This window comes from Streptomyces globisporus C-1027 (assembly GCF_000261345.2).
GTDB lineage: Bacteria > Actinomycetota > Actinomycetes > Streptomycetales > Streptomycetaceae > Streptomyces > Streptomyces pakalii.
The window spans coordinates 5,003,888-5,020,416 of sequence record NZ_CP013738.1; the positions used below are offsets into that span (position 1 = coordinate 5,003,888).

Here is a 16,529-nt window from a genome sequence, read left to right on the forward strand (position 1 = left end):
GCCTAGCGGATGTTCGGGTCGAAGGTGAAGATCACCAGCGTGCCCAGCAGGACGGTGAACACCGTGGCGGTGTACAGGAGCATCTTCAGCCAGAAGCGGGTGTTGTCCCGTTCGGCGTAGTCGTTGATGACCGTGCGCAGGCCGTTGCCGCCGTGGAGCATGGCGAGCCACAGCATGATCAGGTCCCAGGCCTGCCAGAACGGCGAGGCCCAGCGGCCCGCCACGAAGGCGAAGCCGATCTTGGAGACGCCGCCGTCGAGCACCAGCTGGATCAGCAGGTGGCCGATGACGAGGACGGTCAGGAGGATGCCCGACAGGCGCATGAAGAGCCAGGCGTACATCTCGAAGTTGCCGCGCGAAGCCTTGGGCGTCTTGGCCGTCCGCTTGCGCGGGGGCTCGATCACGGGCGCCGGGTTGTCGACGTCGTACAGGCTCACGCCCTCGACATCGCCGATCGCGGCCGCGGAAGAAGTCTCGCTGGACATGGGCCTCAGCTCCCGAAGACGTCGCGTACGGCGTGACCGAGGACGGGGTACAGGGCCCCGACCATCAGCACGATCCAGATGCCCAGCACGGTCCAGAGCATCTGCTTCTGGAAGCGCGGGCCCTTGGCCCAGAAGTCCACGGCGATGATCCGGAGACCGTTCAGCGCGTGGAAGAGAATCGCGGCCACCAGGCCGTATTCGAGGAGCGCGACGATCGGCGTCTTGTACGTGGCCACGACGTCGTCGTAGGCCTCGGGGGAGACGCGGACGAGAGCGGTGTCCAGGACATGTACGAACAGGAAGAAGAAAATGAGGACACCGGTGACTCGATGAGCCACCCACGACCACATGCCTTCCCGGCCGCGGTACAGCGTTCCAGCCGGCACGGAAGAACCCTCCGGGAGCGGGGATTGGGGTCGGCCGGCTTGACTGTCGGTCTGACCCGGCCGGGTACGGTCCACCGGCCCCGGCCATCGTAGCGACGCTTTGTCGGTTCGTTCGCGCCGGGGCCTCTGGTGTGATCAAAGTGGCAATCAAACAGGCACGTACGGGCTAGAGAGCACCTTGTCGGTCAGGCCCTGGAGCCCTCGCTCACCGCTCCTGTCCGGGGCCCGCGGTCATCAGCTCGACGATCCGGCTCCGGGCGAGTCGGCGCAGCTCCTCGGCGGTGACCGCCCGCTCCTCGTCCACCTCGTGCTCCATCCGGACCCGGATCCCGGCCAGCACCTGGTCCACGTGCTGGGCGGGCGTGTAGGCGTCCAGGCAGATCACGAAGGTGTGGCCGAACCTGCTCTCGTACGCCGCGTGCGCGGCCCGCAGCGCCAGGTGGGCGGCGCGGGGCGCGTCGTGGTGCAGGCAGGGGGCCGGTTCCGCGGCCAGGGCCTCCGCGATGTCGCCGGGCGCGAGGTCGTAGCCCGCCTCGTCGGAGGCGGCCAGTAGGGCGCCGAGATCGGGGTAGGGGCGGTGGGCGGCCATCCGGTGGGCCCAGCGCAGACTGCCGCAGCACTCCAGGAAGGCCGCCTCGGCGGCGGCGAAGGGGAGGCTGTTGAAATGGGCCAGGCCGACGGCATGATCGGCCGGCGTCCCGTCGGCGGGCGGCGCCGGGGCTTCGGCCGGGGCCGGGGCGTCGGCCGGGACCGGGGGGCGCGGCTGCACGGGCACGGCCGACCGGCCGGCCGGGGGCGCTGATCGCTTCGGCAGGCCGGCGGGGGATTCGCTGGACCTGGACAGCGTGGACTCCTCGTATCAATGACAGCTGTGACCCGGTGCGCCTGGTGATCCCGTGAAGGGCCCACCGGGGTACGTGAAGGTCTTCCGTCCCTGAAAGACAGGCGGGGGCGCAAGGAGGTTGCGCGGGGTGGGAGTGAAGAGGGAGACGAATGTTCCGCAACGCTAACGAGACCGGTCGGCGGCCGTCCGACGGACCGCAGAAGAATCACCCGAACGGGAGAGTTTCGGAACGTGTGATGGACGTCCGACCTGCGTCGGCCGGGGTTCCGTCCGGTTGCTCGCCGTTCTCGATGGGCGAGGAGGCGGCAAAAATGCCAGCCTTGCACCCTATTCACTCGTTTCACCCGTCCTTGACCCCTCAACGGAGGAATCTGCCCGATGTCGCCCTCGCGTGGTGCCCTTGTCACCGGCGCGGCTGTCACGGCCGCAGCCGCCGTCGTCCTCACCGTCGTCGTCTGGCCGGACGGTTCCGGCAGCGGGCCGTCCGGTGACACGGCGTCGCCCTCCGGAACCTCCGCCGAGGCCGCCGTCCCGTCGCCCTCCCGCAGCTATCCGATGTCGAGCACCCCGAGCGCGATTCCCGCGGTGCGCGAGCACACCGCGGCCCGGGGGCCCGGCTGGCAGCCGGGCGACGACAGCTCCGTCGTCATCGCCAAGGGCAGCCAGGCGCTCGCCGACGAGGCGCAGTTGATCGCCAAGGAGCTGAAGATCCGCTACCGGGGTGCCGAGCCGGCCCGCGCGGGAGACGTCGAGCTGGCGCTCGGCGCCAAGGACGCGGGTCCCGCCGAGTCGTACACGCTCACCGTGAGCGACCGGAAGGTGAAGATCACCGGCCCCGACGAGTCGGGCGTCTTCTACGGCACCCGGACGCTCAAGCAGTCGCTCACGGCGGACGGCACGGTCCCCGAGGGCGTCGTCAACGACCGGCCGGACCGGCCGCAGCGCGGGCTCAACCTCGACATCGCGCGCAAGCACTACAGCGCGGAGTGGATAGAGGACCGCATACGCGAGATGGGCGACCTCAAGCTGAACCAGCTCGGCCTGCACTTCTCCGACGACCAGGCCTTCCGGATCGAGTCGAAGTCCCACCCCGAGGTGGTCTCCGACGAGGCCCTCACCCAGGCCGAGGTCCGCCGCATCGTCGGCCTCGCCAACAGCCGGCACATCGAGGTCGTCCCCGAGATCGACTCGCCCGGACACCTCGGCGCGGTGCTGGCCGCCCACCCCGACCTCCAGCTGCGCAACACCGCGGGCGTCGAGTCGAAGGGCTCCATCGACATCTCCAAGCCGGCCGCGGCCAAGCTCATCGACGAGCTCCTGGAGGAGTACACCGAGCTGTTCCCGGGCCGCTTCTGGCACCTCGGCGCGGACGAGTACCAGGCGCTGACCGTCCAGAACCCCGCCGCCTCCTACCCCCAGCTCCAGCGGGCCGCCGAGGAGAAGCACGGCGCCGACGCCACCATCGAGGACCTGGCCACCAGCTGGCTGAACGACCGCGCGGACGTCGTCGTGCCCAAGGGCCGGACCGCGAAGGCCTGGAACGACGGGCTCTTCCGGGGCACGAAGGTCAAGGCCGACGAGAACATCGAGATCGAGTACTGGACCGGCAAGGAGATCGGCGCCCGCCCGCCGCAGGAGTACCTCGCCGAGGGCTACAAGATGCTGAACCTCAACGACGAGTTCCTGTACTACGTGCTCGGCGAGCCCAACGAGTTCGTCTACCCGACCGGCGAGCGGATCTACGAGCAGTGGACCCCGCTGGTCCTGCGCGGCACCGAACCCGTGGCCGAGCGCTACTCGAAGCAGATCCTCGGCGGCCGGTTCGCCGTCTGGGGCGACCTGCCGAACGCGCAGACCACCGAGCAGGTGGCCAACGGCATCAGGATGCCGCTCGTGGCGACCTCGCAGAAGCTGTGGGACCCGCGGAAGCCCGCGCTGAGCTGGGCGCAGTTCCAGGAACTGGCGAAGCGGACGGGCAGCGCGGGCTGAGGGCGAGGGTGGGCACGGGCCGCCGCTGAAAGGGCTGTCCCTCCCCGCCCCCACCTGCGAAGATGCGGGACGGACAGCCCGGCAGCCGCCGGCCTGCGCAGCGTCGGCCGCGCGCTCCTGGGGAGGGACGCGCGGCCGTGCACCCACATCGCGTCCCGGGGGGACTTCTCCGTGCTCTGTACCCGTTGCCGTATCAGAACGGCCGTCACCGACGACGGCCTGTGCACCTTCTGCTCGGGCACCCGGCCCCCGCTGCCCGGCGGTCTGATGGCCCCGGTCCCCGGGCCCGGGGGCTGGGGCGTTGCCACCTGGCCGCGTTCGCCCGTCGGCCTCGCCCGGGCGGTGACGGCCCTGCTCGGCGTGGTGATCGCCGCCGACCTGTTCGCCATCGGCACCGGACTGCATCTGCGCGGCCTCTGGCAGCAGGTGGAGGCGGACGGCGCCCTGAACGTCTACGTCGGGGACGGCCGCACGGCCGAGACGCTGTACGGCATCGCGGCCCTCTCCCAGGGGGTGGCGCTGCTGGCCACCGGTGTCGTCTTCATCATCTGGTTCCACCGGACCCGCCGGAACGCCGAGGTCTTCGACCCGTCCGTGCAGCGCATGGGCCCGGGCTGGGCGGTGGGTGGCTGGTTCGTTCCGATCGCCAACCTCTGGTTCCCCTACCGCGTCGCGAGCGGGGTGTGGGAGGCGAGCGCGCAGACCCGTCCGGACGGCGGCCGGCGCACGGTTCCCCGGACCCCGCTCAACCTCTGGTGGGGCGCGTGGGTCGTGAGCCTCCTCTTCACCCGGGTGACCGAGCGCCTGTGGGACCGGGCCGTGGGCGCGGAGGAGGTCGTGCGGGCCGCGGGTCTGGTGGCGGCCTCCGACGCCGTGGACATCGTCGCCGCCGCCCTCGCCGTCCTCTACGTGCGTGCCGTGACCAGGATGCAGGTCGAACGGGCCCTGCACGGACGGGCGCCTGACGGTCCGGCACCGGCCCCGGTTCCGGGAGCACACAGGTGACACCGGCTCCAAAGTGACGATTTTCGGCCATTCGGCGCAGTATCCGGTAGACCGAGGGAGACGTCGATGAGTCTGCTGGAACTGATCGGACGGGCCGACGAGCGCGCGCTGGCCGCCGGTGCCGTGGCCTGCCTGGAACGCTGCCTGCCACTGCTCGCGGGGCCGGAGGCGGAGCCCTTGCGCCCGCTCTGGGCGAGCTGCGAGGACGGGCAGGATTGGGCCATCCGGCTCGCGGCGGTGCGTACGGAGATGGAGCAGGCGTCGGTCTCCGACGGCCCGGCCGCGCTCGTCCGGGCCATGCTCGGCGCGGCCCCTTCCGACTTCGCCGCCGTACCGCTGCGGGAGTGGGCCGACGCCTGCTCGCTGGTCGCGCTCCGGGTCCACGGCCGGTTCGACGCCCCGGACGGGGACGTGCCGGCGGACGAGGAGGACCTGCTCAAGGCGGCCCGCAGCGGTGAACCGGCCGCCGTGGGCCCACTGGTCGCGGGGGAGCTGGAACGGCAGGTCCGGATCCTGGAGATCCTCGCGGAGACCACCGGCACGGCGGGCAGCGGCGCCGGCCTCCGCAAGGCGCTGGACCTGTCCACGGAGGGCCGCCGGGTGCTGCGCGCGGTGATGTCACGCCGGGCCAGGAGCCGGGGCTGAGGGGTGCGGCAGGATCGTTTCGCTCTGGTGGCCGGGCGGTACGGGGTGTCGCGCCCGGTCAGTGCGGAGGTGTCGCGGACGAGGCCGTCCACGACACCCGCACGCAGTGGCCGGGCGCTACTTCGCCGCGTCCAGCGCCGCCAGGGCCTGCGCCCACCCGACGTACTTCAGCGCGGCGAGATCGGCGACCGTCACCACGCCGAACGCCTCCTTGAGCAGGTCACCCTGACGGTCCGAGACACCCTTGAGCGCGGACACCGGCGCCGCCAGCACCTCGGGCACGCTCTTGTCCGCCCACGCCTTGTCCAGCACCTTGTCCAGGTCGATCGAAGCCACGCGCTTTCCTCTTTTCCCAGTTGCTCTACAGGTGTGTAGAGCTTAGGAGGGGAGGGGCACCGCGCACCGGGCACCGTCGGGAAATCACCTGCGAAAGTCCGAAAGACACCCGGTCACCGCTTGCGCGCCCTGGGCAGGTGCGACAGGGACCAGGGGGTGTCGTGCAGCGCGGCGAGTTCGGCTTCCAGGGGGTTCGGGGGGACGGCGAGGACGGGGCAGCGGGCGTGGGCCAGGCAGTAGCGGGTCACCGAAGGTCTCAGCCGGGGGAGCCGTCTGCCGCGCGGGCCCGAGCCGACGACCAGGAGGTCGTCCGCCGAACCGGCCGCCTCGACCAGCACCGCCCCGGGCTCGCCGCGCACGGTCAGCCCGGACAGGGGCACGCCCGGCCGCTCCACGGCGAACGCGCTGTTCAGGATGGTGCGGAGGTCGTCGACGGCGGCTTCCCGGCACTCCCGGAGCACGGCCGGGCCGTAAGTGGTCCGGCCGCCCAGTCCGCCGCCGGGCAGCTGCCAGGCCAGCACGACATGCAGGTCCGCATGGTGTTCCCGCGCCTCGGCGGCGGCCCGGTGCAGGGCCGTCAGGCTCCCCGGGGAGCCGTCCACGCCGACCACGATTCTCTGCCGCACTGTCCGGGCCTCCTGCCTCGTCCTGTTCCGGAATCCCGGGTCATGTTCCGGATTCCCGCGTCCTGTTCGGGGAATCGCGTTCCGTTCCGGGATTCCATTGAAGAGCGGGCCGGAGGCGGATCGGCGTCAGTGATCCGTATGGACTGGGCGGTGGCTGTCAAAGTCGCGTCAGGCGGCAGGGCCGGGCGGGGTGGGGCGGGCATAGCTTCGGCGTCACGCGGCCCGGCGAGGGCCGGTCGCGACCGACCCGGAGGAATCCCATGTGTCTCTTCTCGTACGCCGAGGACCCCGACCCTGATGAACAGGCCCCGGCCGGGCTGCTGTTCGTGCCCGTCCGGACGCAAGCGGCAGGCCCCGTGCTGCGGGTGTTCCGTACGCCGCTGGGGGAGCGCACCGCCGTCGGCTTCAGCCGCCGGGACCTGCTGACCGCGACGCTGGGCGCCGGCCAGCCCGCGATCCCGCTCGCCGAACCGGCTCTGCGGGCACTCACCCAACCCCTCGGCATCGACCGGCTCGTCGTCGACCCGGTCCTGACGGCCCCGGCCGTCGCCACCGGGCCGGTGTACGCGGCCGACGCACCCGTCCGCGCGCTGTGACCGGGCTCCTTGCCCACCCCTCCCGAGGAGACGCCTCATGTCCGCACCCCTGCTCACCGCCCTGCCCGCCGGCCCGGACGACCTGACGGTCTGGCCGGCTTCCACCGCCCGGCTGCCGCAGGGACATCTGAGCGTCGGCGGGGTCTGTCTCGCCGAGCTGGCCGACCGCTTCGGCACCCCCGCCTACGTCCTGGACGAGGACGAGATACGCGCCCGGTGCCGGACGTACCGGGCGGCCTTCCCGCAGGCCGACGTGGTCTACGCGGCCAAGGCGTTCCTGTCCCGGGCGATGGTGCGGTGGATCGAGGAGGAGGGGCTCGGGCTGGACGTCTGCTCCGCCGGGGAACTCGAACTCGCCCACGCCGCCGGGTTCCCGCCGGAGCGGATGGTGCTGCACGGCAACGCGAAGTCCCCGCGCGACATCGAACTGGCCCTGCGGGTCGGGGTCGGTCGGATCGTCGTCGACAGCCCCTCGGAGATCGCCCGGATCGCCGCGCTCACCGGTCCCGCCGGTCGGCAGAAGGTCATGGTCCGGGTGGTGCCCGGGGTGTCGGCCGGGGGCCACGAGAAGATCCGTACCGGTACGGACGGCCAGAAGTTCGGCCTGTCCCTCACCGACGGGTCCGCCCAGCACGCCATCGCCCGGGTGCTCGGCCAGCCGCAGCTCGAACTGACCGGACTGCACTGCCACATCGGCTCCCAGATCACCGACGTCAAGCCCTACCTGGTGGCCGTACGCCGCATGGTCGGACTGATGGCCCGGATCAAGGAGAGCCACGGCGTCACCCTCCCCGAACTCGACCTCGGTGGCGGGCACGGCGTCGCCTACCGGCCGGGGGAGCCCGCGCTCGACCTGACCGCTCTCGCCCGCCGCCTGACCGCGGAACTCACCGTGAGCTGCGCGGCCGCGAGGCTGCCCGTGCCGAGACTGGCCATCGAACCCGGGCGGGCGATCGCGGCTCCGGCGGGAGTCGCGCTGTACCGCGTGCTCGCCGTCAAGCACACCGGCCCGACGCTCTTCGTCGCCGTCGACGGCGGCATGAGCGACAACCCCCGGCCCGCCCTGTACGGGGCCCGCTACGCGCCCCGCCCGATCGGCCGCTCCAGCACCGCCGAGCCGGTTCCGGCCACGGTGGTGGGCCGGCACTGCGAGGCCGGAGACGTCATCGCGAGCGATGTCCCCCTGCCAGCCGACGTACGCCCCGGCGACCTCGTCGCGGTGCCGGTGGCGGGCGCCTACCAGGCGTCCATGGCCTCCGCCTACAACCTCGTCGGCAGGCCGCCGGTCATCGCGGTGCACCGCGGCACGGCACGGCTGCTGATCCGGCGCGAGACGCAGGAGGACCTCAGCCGGCGGGACGTCGGCGCGTAGACGGCCCCGGGGTCCCGGGGCTCCGGGGCCCAGGCCCCGGGAAGTCCCGGATCCCCGCGGCCCTATGATCACGGCATGTCGCTGAGCCACGTCGTCCTCGCCTCCGGCCGTTCGGTCGAACTCACCGAGATCAGGATGGAGTCGACCTACGCCGGGTTCCTGGAGGGCTACCCGTGCAAGCGGATCAACGACATGAAGACCAGGGGACTGCGGCGGCGGGCCGAACAGGACTTCCCCGCCCTCCCGTTCCACCTCGTCCCGCCCGCCCTCACGTACCCGGACGAGACGGGCGGCGCCTTCGGCCCGGTCGAGGTGCTGCCCGCCGTCCTGTGCATCGGCGTCTTCCGCTCGACGGTGGTCGATGGCGGACTCGACCCGGTGATGCACCGCTCCGCCCTCGTCGTCGCGTGGTTCCAGGACACCGCGGCCGTGCCGTCGGGCGAGGACGCCGACCCCGCGCTGCGCGGGGTCGACTGGGACGCGGCGGCCCTGGACCACGAGCTGTAGCGACGCGGCCGCCCGCCCGGCGGCGTCAGGCGCGCGTCAAGCGGACGTCAGACAGTCGTCAAGGGCGGCGCCGCATTCATATGGACCCCGTCAAGGCGGCTTATCCCCGGGGTGAAGTCGAGGTTTGCTCGTATCGGCCGAACGGCTGATTCTCTTCCTCGCATCCTCAGGAGTTCGCGATGGCCGACCTGGCCTTCGTCGCCACCACGATCGCGGTATTCGCGCTGGTGGCTCTCATCGCCCGGGCGGTGACCAGACCGTGACCGCAGAAAACATCGTCGGGCTCGTCGTGGCCGTGTCCCTGCTCGGATATCTCGTCCTGGCTCTCCTGTATCCGGAGAGGTTCTGAGCACCGACATGAGTCCCCAGGTCGCTGGAGTTCTCCAGCTCACAGCTCTGATAGCCGCGCTCGCCCTGGCCTACCGCCCGCTGGGCGACCACATGGCCAAGGTCTACTCCTCCGAGAAGCACTACACACCGGAGAAGTGGCCCCGGGTGAACGTCCTGGAGCTGAACACGGCGCTCAGGGATCTGACCCGCTAGGGGATCCGGGCCGGGGCCGGACTCAGGAGTGACTCACATCACCGTTCACTGTCGCGGGGCCTGTGCCCGCCGTACAGGCGCGGTGCCTGGCCGGAACGGCTGTGAAGAGGAGCGACGACCGGGGCCGCCACCCCCCACAGGAGAGGCCCCGGCCGTCTTCCACGGGGTCGCAGCACGACCCCGTACTCATCTCAGCGCCATGACTGCGTTTTCTGTCACACCGGAAGCGCGGCCGTCGAATTGTTGCGAGTTGTACAAGTCATGGACGTGGCCCCCACCGAGCACGTAGCGTGCTGGTTCGCGCAGGGTTGCGCAGCAGTTGACCAGCTGCGATTCAGGACGGCAGGGCGGGTTGAGGGAGTGCTGGGGGACGACGCGGAGCTGACTGCCGCGGTGCTCGCGGCACAGGACGGGGACGAGGACGCCTTCCGTGCTGTGTACCGCGCGGTGCACCCACGGTTGTTGGGCTACATACGGACGCTGGTCGGAGAGCCGGACGCCGAGGACGTGGCGTCCGAGGCGTGGCTCCAGATCGCGCGCGACCTCGACCGGTTCAGCGGTGACGCCGACCGGTTCCGGGGCTGGGCCGCGCGGATCGCGCGCAACCGCTCTCTGGACCATCTGCGGATGCGCAGCCGCCGTCCCGCCATCGGCGGCGACGAGACCGAGCTGACCACGCGCGCCGCCGAGTCCGACACCGCGGGCGACGCCATGGAGGCCCTGGACACCGACCGCACCATGTCCCTCATCGCCCAGCTGCCGCAGGACCAGGCCGAGGCCGTCGTGCTGCGGGTGGTCGTCGGGCTCGACGCGAAGAGCGCGGCGCAGACCCTGGGCAAGCGGCCCGGCGCCGTCCGCACCGCCGCCCACCGCGGCCTCAAGCGACTGGCCGAACTCCTCGGCGCCGACGGGCAGCTCCCGGCGCCCCGGGCCGACGGCGACGGGGCGTTCGACCCGGACGGCACCGCGGACCGGCCCCCGGCCCAGGACGGCGGGAACGACGCGGGCGGCGGCACCGGGCTCGGGGCCGTGCCCTCCCAGCGGCCCGGCCGCAGCGGTCCGGCGGCACCCGCCGTGGTCACTCCCGGTGTGACGCATTCGCGACCGTGGACGCAGAAGGACATGTGATGGCCGACGAGCACTACGAGTGGCTTGACAAGGACGCCGCGGAGAGACTTCTCCGCGGCGAACCGGTCGTCCCCGTCGGCGACAAGGCCCGGACCGACGCCCTCCGCCTCGCCGAAGCGCTCGGCGCGGCGCGCGCGGGGCTGCGGTCCCCGGCTGGCGAACTCCCCGGCGAGGACGCCGTCCTCGCCGCGTTCCGGCAGGCCCGCCACGGCAGCGGCGTGGACCGGCTCGCCGGCCGTACCGCCGGTGCCGCCGTCCCCGGCCGCCCCGGCCAGCTGCACGCCGTCCAGCTCGGCTCCGCCCCCGACACCCCGGCCCGCCGCCCCCGCTGGAGCCGGCCGGTCCGCTTCGGCCTGGTCGCCTCGCTCGCGGGCTGCGCGCTCGGCGGGGTGGCGGTCGCCGCCGGTACGGGCGTGTTCACCGGAACCTTCGGCGGGCAGGGCTCGCCCACGCCGGCCAGCTCCGTATCGGCCGCCGTGACCCCGGGCCCGCTGATGTCCAGCGGCTCCGCCGACGACCCGTCGGCCCCGGCCGACCCGTCCTCGCCCGCCGAGCCGGAGTCCGCCTCGTCGCCCACGGCCCGCGAATCCGGCGGGCCCGAGGAGTCCGACGGCGCGCGGACCGGCGAGACCGGCCGGGAGTCCGGTACGGGCCGCCCGGACACCCCGGACCGGCCGGGCGGCAACGGCCGGGAGGAGACCACCGGAGGCGGCACCGGGCAGGACGACCGGCCGGGCGGCTCCGGCGGCGACACGGACTCGGGCAACTGGTACGAGAAGTCCGTCAAGGCCTGCAAGGCCTTCCGCGCGGGCACGCTGGACGAGCGCAGCCGGCGCCAGCTGATCGAGTTCGCCAAGGGCGAGAAGAACCTGGAGCGCTTCTGCGACCGCCTCCTCGGCGGGAACGGCGGCAGCGGTGGGAATGGCGGCTCCGGTGGCGGGGGCGGCGACGATGACGACGACGGCGGTCATCACGGACCGGGTGACGGCGGCTCGCTGCCGCCCGTCTCCTTCCACCCCGTACCGCGTGCCGCAGCGGCCCCGGAGGACGGTGCCGGCGCAGGGGCGGACGCTGAGGTTCCGCCGCTCCCGAAGAGCAGCGGTGCGGCCCCCGCACAGACCCGCTGAACTGCGCTTTCCGGTCCCGGCCAGCAGTCCGCGCGACCAGGTGTGACGTTTTTGGAAGGCCGGGCGCAGTACAGAGTGAGCCGACTGGTCATCGGCCGCGCGACGAGCCGGGGTTCCCCCCGTACCTTCGGCTCAGCGCATCGGCGCGGGCGGGACACGTTCCCCCGGTCCCGCCCGCGCCCTCTCCCTGCGCCCGTACCGGCAGAGCAGCTGGTCACCAGTACTGGTCACCAGTAGACGACGACCTTGTCGCCGGTCCTCACCTGGCCGAACAGCGCCGCGACCTTCTTCTTGTCCCGGACGTTGACGCAGCCGTGCGAGGCGCCGCCGTAGCCGTTGGCCGCGAAGTCCGCGGAGTAGTGCACCGCCTGGCCGCCGCTGAAGAAGAGGGCGTAGGGCATCGGGGTGTCGTACAGCGTCGACACATGGTCCCGGGACTTCCAGAACACCTCGAACACGCCCTCGCGGGTGGGCGTGTACTCCGAGCCGAAGCGCACATCCATCGCCGAGACGACCTTGCCGTCGATCATCCACGCCAGGGTCCGGCTGTTCTTGCTGATGCACAGGACCCGGCCCTTCAGGCACCGTTCGTCCGGCGCGGCCAACGGCCGCTCGGTCGGCGGGCGCAGTTCGGCGGCCTTCGGCACCCGGGTCATCGCCAGCAGCCGCTGCCACGTCACCTCGTCGGTGGAGCCCGTGACCGGCAGGCTCCGCTTGGCCTGGAACGACCGTACGGCGTCGGCGGTGACGGAGCCGTAGTAGCCGGTGGGGTTGCGCCCGAAGTGGCCGATCTGGCGGAGCCGGGCCTGGAGTTCGCGCACCCGGTCGCTCTCGGACCCGGTCCGCATCAGGACGCGCGGCGGCGGTGCGGTGCTCGGTTCCGGGTCCGGGCGGACGGTCGTCGGGTCCGGGGCGGGGGCCGGTGCGGCGGTGGACGCCGACGGGCTGGGCGGTGGCACGGTACGCGGCTTCGCGTCCTCGGTCACGGGAGCGGTGCGGGTGGGGGAGGGGGCGGCGGCCTGCGTGGGCCGCGCCGGCGGCGGCGCGTCCTGCGCCCCCGTGGCCGTACCCGGTTCGCATCCCGTCGCGAGGGCGGCCAGCGCGACGAGGGACACGGCGGCGACGCGACGGCCCGGCAGGGCGGTGCGACGGTCCGGCAGGGCGGTGCGACGGTCCGGGATGGCGACTCCACGGTCCGGGGCGGCGACGCGACGGTCCGGTAGGGCGACTCCACGGTCCGGGGCGGCGACGCGACGGTCCGGTAGCGCGTCGGCCGCACGCGCGCCGCGCGAGCCCCTCCCGCCCCGGCCGTCCCACCCGCTGTCCGTGTCCACCATGGTCGATCCCCCCCTGGGTCCTCTGTCGGCCCGGTGCCTCCTGTACGGATGCTGTACGGATTCCCGTCCGGCCCGGTCAGCGAATCCTCCGCCGGACGGCGGCCGCGCGTCCAGACCCCCGAGGTCACGCCCGGCCGATCATGGCCGGGTCCGGGCCGTCGGGACCGGCCCTCGTCCGTGCACCGCCCGACGGTCCATATCGCCTGCTGAAACCCCCTGGACGGCGACCCGTACCGGCGTGCGACACTCCGTTCATGCTGGGTGTCACCGATCTTCCGACCTATCTCGCCGGCCTGGCGCTGATCGTCCTTCTGCCGGGTCCGAACTCGCTCTACGTGCTCTCCGTCGCCGCCCGACGCGGCGTACGCACCGGGTACAAAGCCGCCGCGGGCGTCTGGACCGGGGACACCGTCCTGATGACGCTCGCCGCGCTGGGCGCCGCGTCCCTGCTGACGACCACGCCCCTGCTGTTCGCGATCGTCAAGTACGCGGGCGCCGCCTATCTGACCTGGATGGCCATCGGAATGCTGCGGGCCGCCGTGGCCCTGTGGCGCGAGCGGCACCGGCGTACCGCCGAACTGGTCGAGACGGTCGAGGTGGAGGGGGCCGGCGAGCCCTCCGGGGCGGCGGCGGGACCCGTGGAGCGGCCCTACCGCCGGGCGCTCGTGGTCAGCCTGATCAACCCGAAGGCGATCCTGTTCCTGATCTCCTTCTTCGTCCAGTTCGTCGACCCCGGCTATGCCTACCCGGCGCTGTCGTTCCTGGTGCTGGGCACCCTGCTTCAGCTCGCCAGCTTCGCCTACCTCTCGGTGCTGATCTTCGGCGGCACCCGGCTGGCCGCCGTCTTCCGCCGGCGCAAGCGGCTGTCGGCGGGGGCCACTTCGGCGGCCGGTGTCCTGTTCCTCGGGTTCGCGGCCAAGCTCTCGCTCAGCAGCGTGTAGCCCGGGGGACGGCCGGGCCGGCCGTTCTCCGTGGTGCCAGGCCTCAGTGGTGCCAGGCCTTCCCCCCCGACGTTGTGGATCATCGAGCCTCCGGCTCGCACACCCCCGCACCCGGCCACCCGGCGGACGCGCAGAGTTCACCCGCTGTCGTGACGGGTGTCATCCGATCCTTCCGCGGTCTCACTACGTTGTCGGGACCATGATCGAAGGTGAGGGCGCGCGTGCCGAAACTGTCCGTTGTCGTACCGCTCCACAATGTCGCGGCCTACGCCCCGACCACGCTGGGGAGCCTGGCCCGCAACGCGGACCCGGACATCGAGTTCCTGCTGGTCGATGACGCGTCCACCGACGGCACGCAGGACATCGTCGACCACTGGGCCGAGCGGATGCCGCGCGCCCGGGTGATCAGACACGGTACGAACGTCGGCATCGCGGCCGCCCGCAACAGCGGTATCGACGCCGCCGAGGGCGACTACCTCACCTTCCTCGACGGCGACGACTGGTACGCCCCCGGCCACCTGGGCCGGCTGCTGCGCGCCGCCCAGGACCTCGACTGCGACTTCGCCCGCACCGACCACGTCCAGTCCACCGGCACCACCCGCGTCGTGCGGCGTGCCCCCGCCCCGCTCCGGGACACCCTGCTCGACCCCCGCGACGGCATCGGGGTGCCCGAGCGCGAGACCATGGTCGACTACCCGTTCGTCTGGGCCGGGATCTACCACCGGCGGCTCTTCGCGGACGGCGCCCAGCGCTTCGCCACCGAACTGCGCACCGCCGAGGACCGGCTGTGGATCTGGCAGCTCCATCTGCGCGCCCGCACCTACGCCGCGCTCGGTCTGTACGGCATCTTCTACCGGCGCGGGGTCACCACCTCCCTGACCCAGATCAAGGACGCCCGCCAGCTCGACTTCTTCGCCTCCTACGACACGCTGCTCGACCAGCTGCGCGCCGACCGGGACGCGGACACCCTGCTGCCGAAGGCCGTCCGCACCTACTGCGCGATGATCGCCTTCCACAACGAGAAGGCCGACGACTACGAGCCCGCCACCGCCCGGAAGCTGCGCGCCGAGTCCACCGCCGCGCTGGGCCGGATGCCGCAGGACGTGCTCGACCGCACCCTGACGACGATCGACGACAAGCGCGGCACGCTGCTCAGCCGTCTGCGCACCAAGCAGAAGGCCGCCTGACCGATGACCGCCACCCCCGCAGCCACCCCCGTACGTACGCCCCCGCGCACCCAGATCTTCCAGGTCTCCACCCTGTACGGCGCGGCCACCCTCGCCGCCGCCCTCGACGCCGGACAGTTCGGCCGGGCCCTCGACAGCCACCGCATCCTGCTGGTCTCCAACAACGCGGCCGTCCCCGAAACCGCCCTGCGCCTGGAGGAGATGCGCGGTTACGGCTCCCTCGCCGCCCGCTTCGACGCCGTCGTCGACTGGAACGAGGCCATCAGCCCGCACCACCCCAGCGGCTGGGGCCCCCGCTCCGAGGAGACCGTCCTGTGGCAGCGGGCCTTCCGCCTCGCCTGGGACATCGACCCCGACGCCCCCGTCGACCTCGCCGTCGAGTCCATCCAGGTCAACCCGGCCCGCGCGCTCGCCGCGATCTTCTCCGAGAGCGCCGTCCACGTCTACGCCGACGGCCTGATGAGCTACGGCCCCACCCGCAACCGGATGCCCCAGTCCATCGCCTGCCGCATCCGGCGCGTCCTCCACCTCGACCTGGTCACCGGGCTGCGCCCGCTCCTCCTCGCCGAGGCCGGCGTCGAACCCGAACTCGTCCCCGACGACGCCTTCCGCGCGGTCCTTTCCGAGATCGCCGCGGCGGCCGAGGGGGACCAGGGGCTCGCCGCCGCCGAGGCCGCCGCCCCCACCGCGATGCTGCTGGGCCAGTACCTCGCCGCCCTCACCATCCTCACCCCGGAGGAGGAAGAGGAGCTGCACATCCGGATGCTGCGCGGAGCCGCCCGCGCCGGGCACACCTCCATCCTCTTCAAGCCGCACCCCACCGCCCCGGCCCGCTACTCCCGCGCCCTGGACGAGGCCGCCGCCGAACTCGGCGTGCGGCTCACCACGCTGGACAGCCCGCTGCTCGCCGAGACGCTGTACGAGCGGTGCGCGCCGACCCTCGTCGTCGGCTGCTTCTCCACCGCGATGTTCACCGCCGCCGCCTACTACGGCATCCCCGTCGCCCGCGTCGGCACCCGGCTGGTCCTCGACCGGATCACCCCGTACGAGAACAGCAACCGCATCCCGCTGACGATCACCGACCACCTCGTGCCCGACCTGGACGCACAGGACGGCCCGGGGGAAGCGGAAGTACCAGGCTCCGGGGGCGTCCCCCGCCTGCCGCGCACCGCGCCCGACACCCTCGCCCCGCTGGTGCGCAGCGTCGGCTACTGCATGCAGGCCAAGCTCAACCCCGGGCTGCGCCCCGAGGCCGAGGCCTGGCTGCGGGAGCACCTCGACCCCACCACCCAGCACTACTTCAAACGCCGCCGCCTCCAGAGCCTCACCCTGCCCGGCGGCGGCCCCCGGGGCGCGGCGGTCCGGCTGCGCCGCACCGTACGGCGCACCCGCAGCACCCTGGGTCTCTGACCCGGGGCCGGGACCGGGGCCCGAACCCGGTGCCGGCGTCCGACTCACAGAACGGCGGAACGAGC

19 protein-coding genes are annotated in these 16,529 nt (G+C 72.6%); 13 read left to right on the top strand and 6 right to left on the bottom strand.

Annotated features, from left to right (window positions below; all coding sequences use genetic code 11):
* Positions 1-2: 2 nt before the first annotated feature.
* From WQO_RS22125 to WQO_RS22135, 3 genes are all read right to left on the bottom strand, one after another.
* A complete protein-coding gene (locus WQO_RS22125; RefSeq protein WP_010058611.1) occupies positions 3-485 on the bottom strand; it encodes a succinate dehydrogenase hydrophobic membrane anchor subunit in 483 nt (160 codons plus the stop codon).
* 5 nt (positions 486-490) lie between these two features.
* Positions 491-871: a succinate dehydrogenase, cytochrome b556 subunit gene (gene sdhC, locus WQO_RS22130; RefSeq protein ID WP_010058610.1), complete on the bottom strand. Its 381-nt coding sequence runs from the start codon at positions 869-871 to the stop codon at positions 491-493.
* Positions 872-1,076: 205 nt separating this feature from the next.
* Positions 1,077-1,646, bottom strand: a complete 570-nt coding sequence (locus WQO_RS22135; RefSeq protein WP_032747994.1) for a 2-oxo-4-hydroxy-4-carboxy-5-ureidoimidazoline decarboxylase — start codon at positions 1,644-1,646, stop codon at positions 1,077-1,079.
* A gap of 447 nt (positions 1,647-2,093) precedes the next feature.
* Here WQO_RS22135 and WQO_RS22140 point away from each other — a divergent pair, with 447 nt between their 5' ends.
* The 3 genes from WQO_RS22140 (at position 2,094) to WQO_RS22150 (ending at position 5,354) form a co-directional block, all read left to right on the top strand.
* Positions 2,094-3,704: a beta-N-acetylhexosaminidase gene (locus tag WQO_RS22140; protein WP_010058608.1), complete on the top strand. Its 1,611-nt coding sequence runs from the start codon at positions 2,094-2,096 to the stop codon at positions 3,702-3,704.
* Positions 3,705-3,875: 171 nt separating this feature from the next.
* The gene (locus WQO_RS22145) at positions 3,876-4,709 is read left to right on the top strand and encodes a DUF4328 domain-containing protein (RefSeq protein WP_010058607.1); all 834 of its coding nucleotides are present in this window, start codon (positions 3,876-3,878) and stop codon (positions 4,707-4,709) included.
* 66 nt (positions 4,710-4,775) lie between these two features.
* The gene (locus tag WQO_RS22150; RefSeq protein ID WP_010058606.1) at positions 4,776-5,354 is read left to right on the top strand and encodes a hypothetical protein; all 579 of its coding nucleotides are present in this window, start codon (positions 4,776-4,778) and stop codon (positions 5,352-5,354) included.
* Between the two features lie 117 nt (positions 5,355-5,471).
* On the opposite strand, the gene WQO_RS22155 is transcribed toward WQO_RS22150, so the two are convergent.
* Together WQO_RS22155 and WQO_RS22160 are read right to left on the bottom strand one after the other, a co-directional pair.
* Positions 5,472-5,690: a hypothetical protein gene (locus WQO_RS22155; RefSeq protein WP_010058605.1), complete on the bottom strand. Its 219-nt coding sequence runs from the start codon at positions 5,688-5,690 to the stop codon at positions 5,472-5,474.
* A 113-nt stretch (positions 5,691-5,803) separates the two neighbouring features.
* A complete protein-coding gene (locus tag WQO_RS22160) occupies positions 5,804-6,316 on the bottom strand; it encodes a universal stress protein (RefSeq protein ID WP_010058603.1) in 513 nt (170 codons plus the stop codon).
* Positions 6,317-6,576: 260 nt separating this feature from the next.
* On the opposite strand from WQO_RS22160, the gene WQO_RS22165 reads away from it, so the two are divergent.
* The 7 genes from WQO_RS22165 (at position 6,577) to WQO_RS22195 (ending at position 11,589) form a co-directional block, all read left to right on the top strand.
* Entirely contained in the window at positions 6,577-6,912 is a 336-nt protein-coding gene (locus WQO_RS22165; protein WP_010058602.1) for an SAV_915 family protein, read from the top strand.
* Positions 6,913-6,949: 37 nt separating this feature from the next.
* On the top strand, positions 6,950-8,284 hold the full coding sequence (gene lysA, locus WQO_RS22170) for a diaminopimelate decarboxylase (RefSeq protein WP_010058601.1): 1,335 nt from the start codon (positions 6,950-6,952) through the stop codon (positions 8,282-8,284).
* Between the two features lie 75 nt (positions 8,285-8,359).
* A complete protein-coding gene (locus WQO_RS22175) occupies positions 8,360-8,791 on the top strand; it encodes a hypothetical protein (RefSeq protein WP_010058600.1) in 432 nt (143 codons plus the stop codon).
* Between the two features lie 259 nt (positions 8,792-9,050).
* The gene (gene kdpF / locus WQO_RS22180) at positions 9,051-9,140 is read left to right on the top strand and encodes a K(+)-transporting ATPase subunit F (RefSeq protein ID WP_010058599.1); all 90 of its coding nucleotides are present in this window, start codon (positions 9,051-9,053) and stop codon (positions 9,138-9,140) included.
* Positions 9,141-9,148: 8 nt separating this feature from the next.
* Entirely contained in the window at positions 9,149-9,334 is a 186-nt protein-coding gene (locus tag WQO_RS22185; protein WP_010058598.1) for a potassium-transporting ATPase subunit A, read from the top strand.
* Positions 9,335-9,694: 360 nt separating this feature from the next.
* Positions 9,695-10,462 carry an RNA polymerase sigma factor gene (locus WQO_RS22190; protein ID WP_010058597.1) on the top strand — a complete coding sequence of 256 codons (768 nt, stop codon included), beginning with the start codon at positions 9,695-9,697 and terminating at the stop codon, positions 10,460-10,462.
* Positions 10,462-11,589 carry a hypothetical protein gene (locus WQO_RS22195; protein ID WP_010058596.1) on the top strand — a complete coding sequence of 376 codons (1,128 nt, stop codon included), beginning with the start codon at positions 10,462-10,464 and terminating at the stop codon, positions 11,587-11,589. The genes WQO_RS22190 and WQO_RS22195 overlap by 1 nt, the downstream gene beginning before the upstream one ends.
* Positions 11,590-11,816: 227 nt before the next feature.
* Here the strand turns inward: WQO_RS22195 and WQO_RS22200 are convergent, their stop codons facing one another.
* Positions 11,817-12,926, bottom strand: coding sequence for a L,D-transpeptidase family protein (locus tag WQO_RS22200; RefSeq protein ID WP_237274155.1), 1,110 nt, complete (start codon positions 12,924-12,926; stop codon positions 11,817-11,819).
* A 254-nt stretch (positions 12,927-13,180) separates the two neighbouring features.
* On the opposite strand from WQO_RS22200, the gene leuE reads away from it, so the two are divergent.
* From leuE to WQO_RS22215, 3 genes are all read left to right on the top strand, one after another.
* Positions 13,181-13,867 carry a leucine efflux protein LeuE gene (gene leuE, locus WQO_RS22205; RefSeq protein WP_058954066.1) on the top strand — a complete coding sequence of 229 codons (687 nt, stop codon included), beginning with the start codon at positions 13,181-13,183 and terminating at the stop codon, positions 13,865-13,867.
* A gap of 221 nt (positions 13,868-14,088) precedes the next feature.
* Positions 14,089-15,054, top strand: a complete 966-nt coding sequence (locus WQO_RS22210) for a glycosyltransferase family 2 protein (protein WP_010058590.1) — start codon at positions 14,089-14,091, stop codon at positions 15,052-15,054.
* Positions 15,055-15,057: 3 nt separating this feature from the next.
* Positions 15,058-16,464, top strand: a complete 1,407-nt coding sequence (locus WQO_RS22215; RefSeq protein WP_010058589.1) for a polysialyltransferase family glycosyltransferase — start codon at positions 15,058-15,060, stop codon at positions 16,462-16,464.
* Positions 16,465-16,529 lie beyond the last annotated feature (65 nt).

Excerpts from the sequence above, each read along its gene's own strand:
- WQO_RS22195 (WP_010058596.1), top strand. The coding sequence starts at position 10,462 with ATGGCCGACGAGCACTACGAGTGGCTTGACAAGGACGCCGCGGAGAGA.
- WQO_RS22175 (WP_010058600.1), top strand. The coding sequence starts at position 8,360 with ATGTCGCTGAGCCACGTCGTCCTCGCCTCCGGCCGTTCGGTCGAACTC.
- WQO_RS22150 (WP_010058606.1), top strand. The coding sequence starts at position 4,776 with ATGAGTCTGCTGGAACTGATCGGACGGGCCGACGAGCGCGCGCTGGCC.
- WQO_RS22125 (WP_010058611.1), bottom strand. The coding sequence starts at position 485 with ATGTCCAGCGAGACTTCTTCCGCGGCCGCGATCGGCGATGTCGAGGGC.
- WQO_RS22185 (WP_010058598.1), top strand. The coding sequence starts at position 9,149 with ATGAGTCCCCAGGTCGCTGGAGTTCTCCAGCTCACAGCTCTGATAGCC.
- leuE (WP_058954066.1), top strand. The coding sequence starts at position 13,181 with ATGCTGGGTGTCACCGATCTTCCGACCTATCTCGCCGGCCTGGCGCTG.
- WQO_RS22165 (WP_010058602.1), top strand. The coding sequence starts at position 6,577 with ATGTGTCTCTTCTCGTACGCCGAGGACCCCGACCCTGATGAACAGGCC.
- WQO_RS22200 (WP_237274155.1), bottom strand. The coding sequence starts at position 12,926 with ATGGTGGACACGGACAGCGGGTGGGACGGCCGGGGCGGGAGGGGCTCG.
- lysA (WP_010058601.1), top strand. The coding sequence starts at position 6,950 with ATGTCCGCACCCCTGCTCACCGCCCTGCCCGCCGGCCCGGACGACCTG.
- WQO_RS22140 (WP_010058608.1), top strand. The coding sequence starts at position 2,094 with ATGTCGCCCTCGCGTGGTGCCCTTGTCACCGGCGCGGCTGTCACGGCC.
- WQO_RS22215 (WP_010058589.1), top strand. The coding sequence starts at position 15,058 with ATGACCGCCACCCCCGCAGCCACCCCCGTACGTACGCCCCCGCGCACC.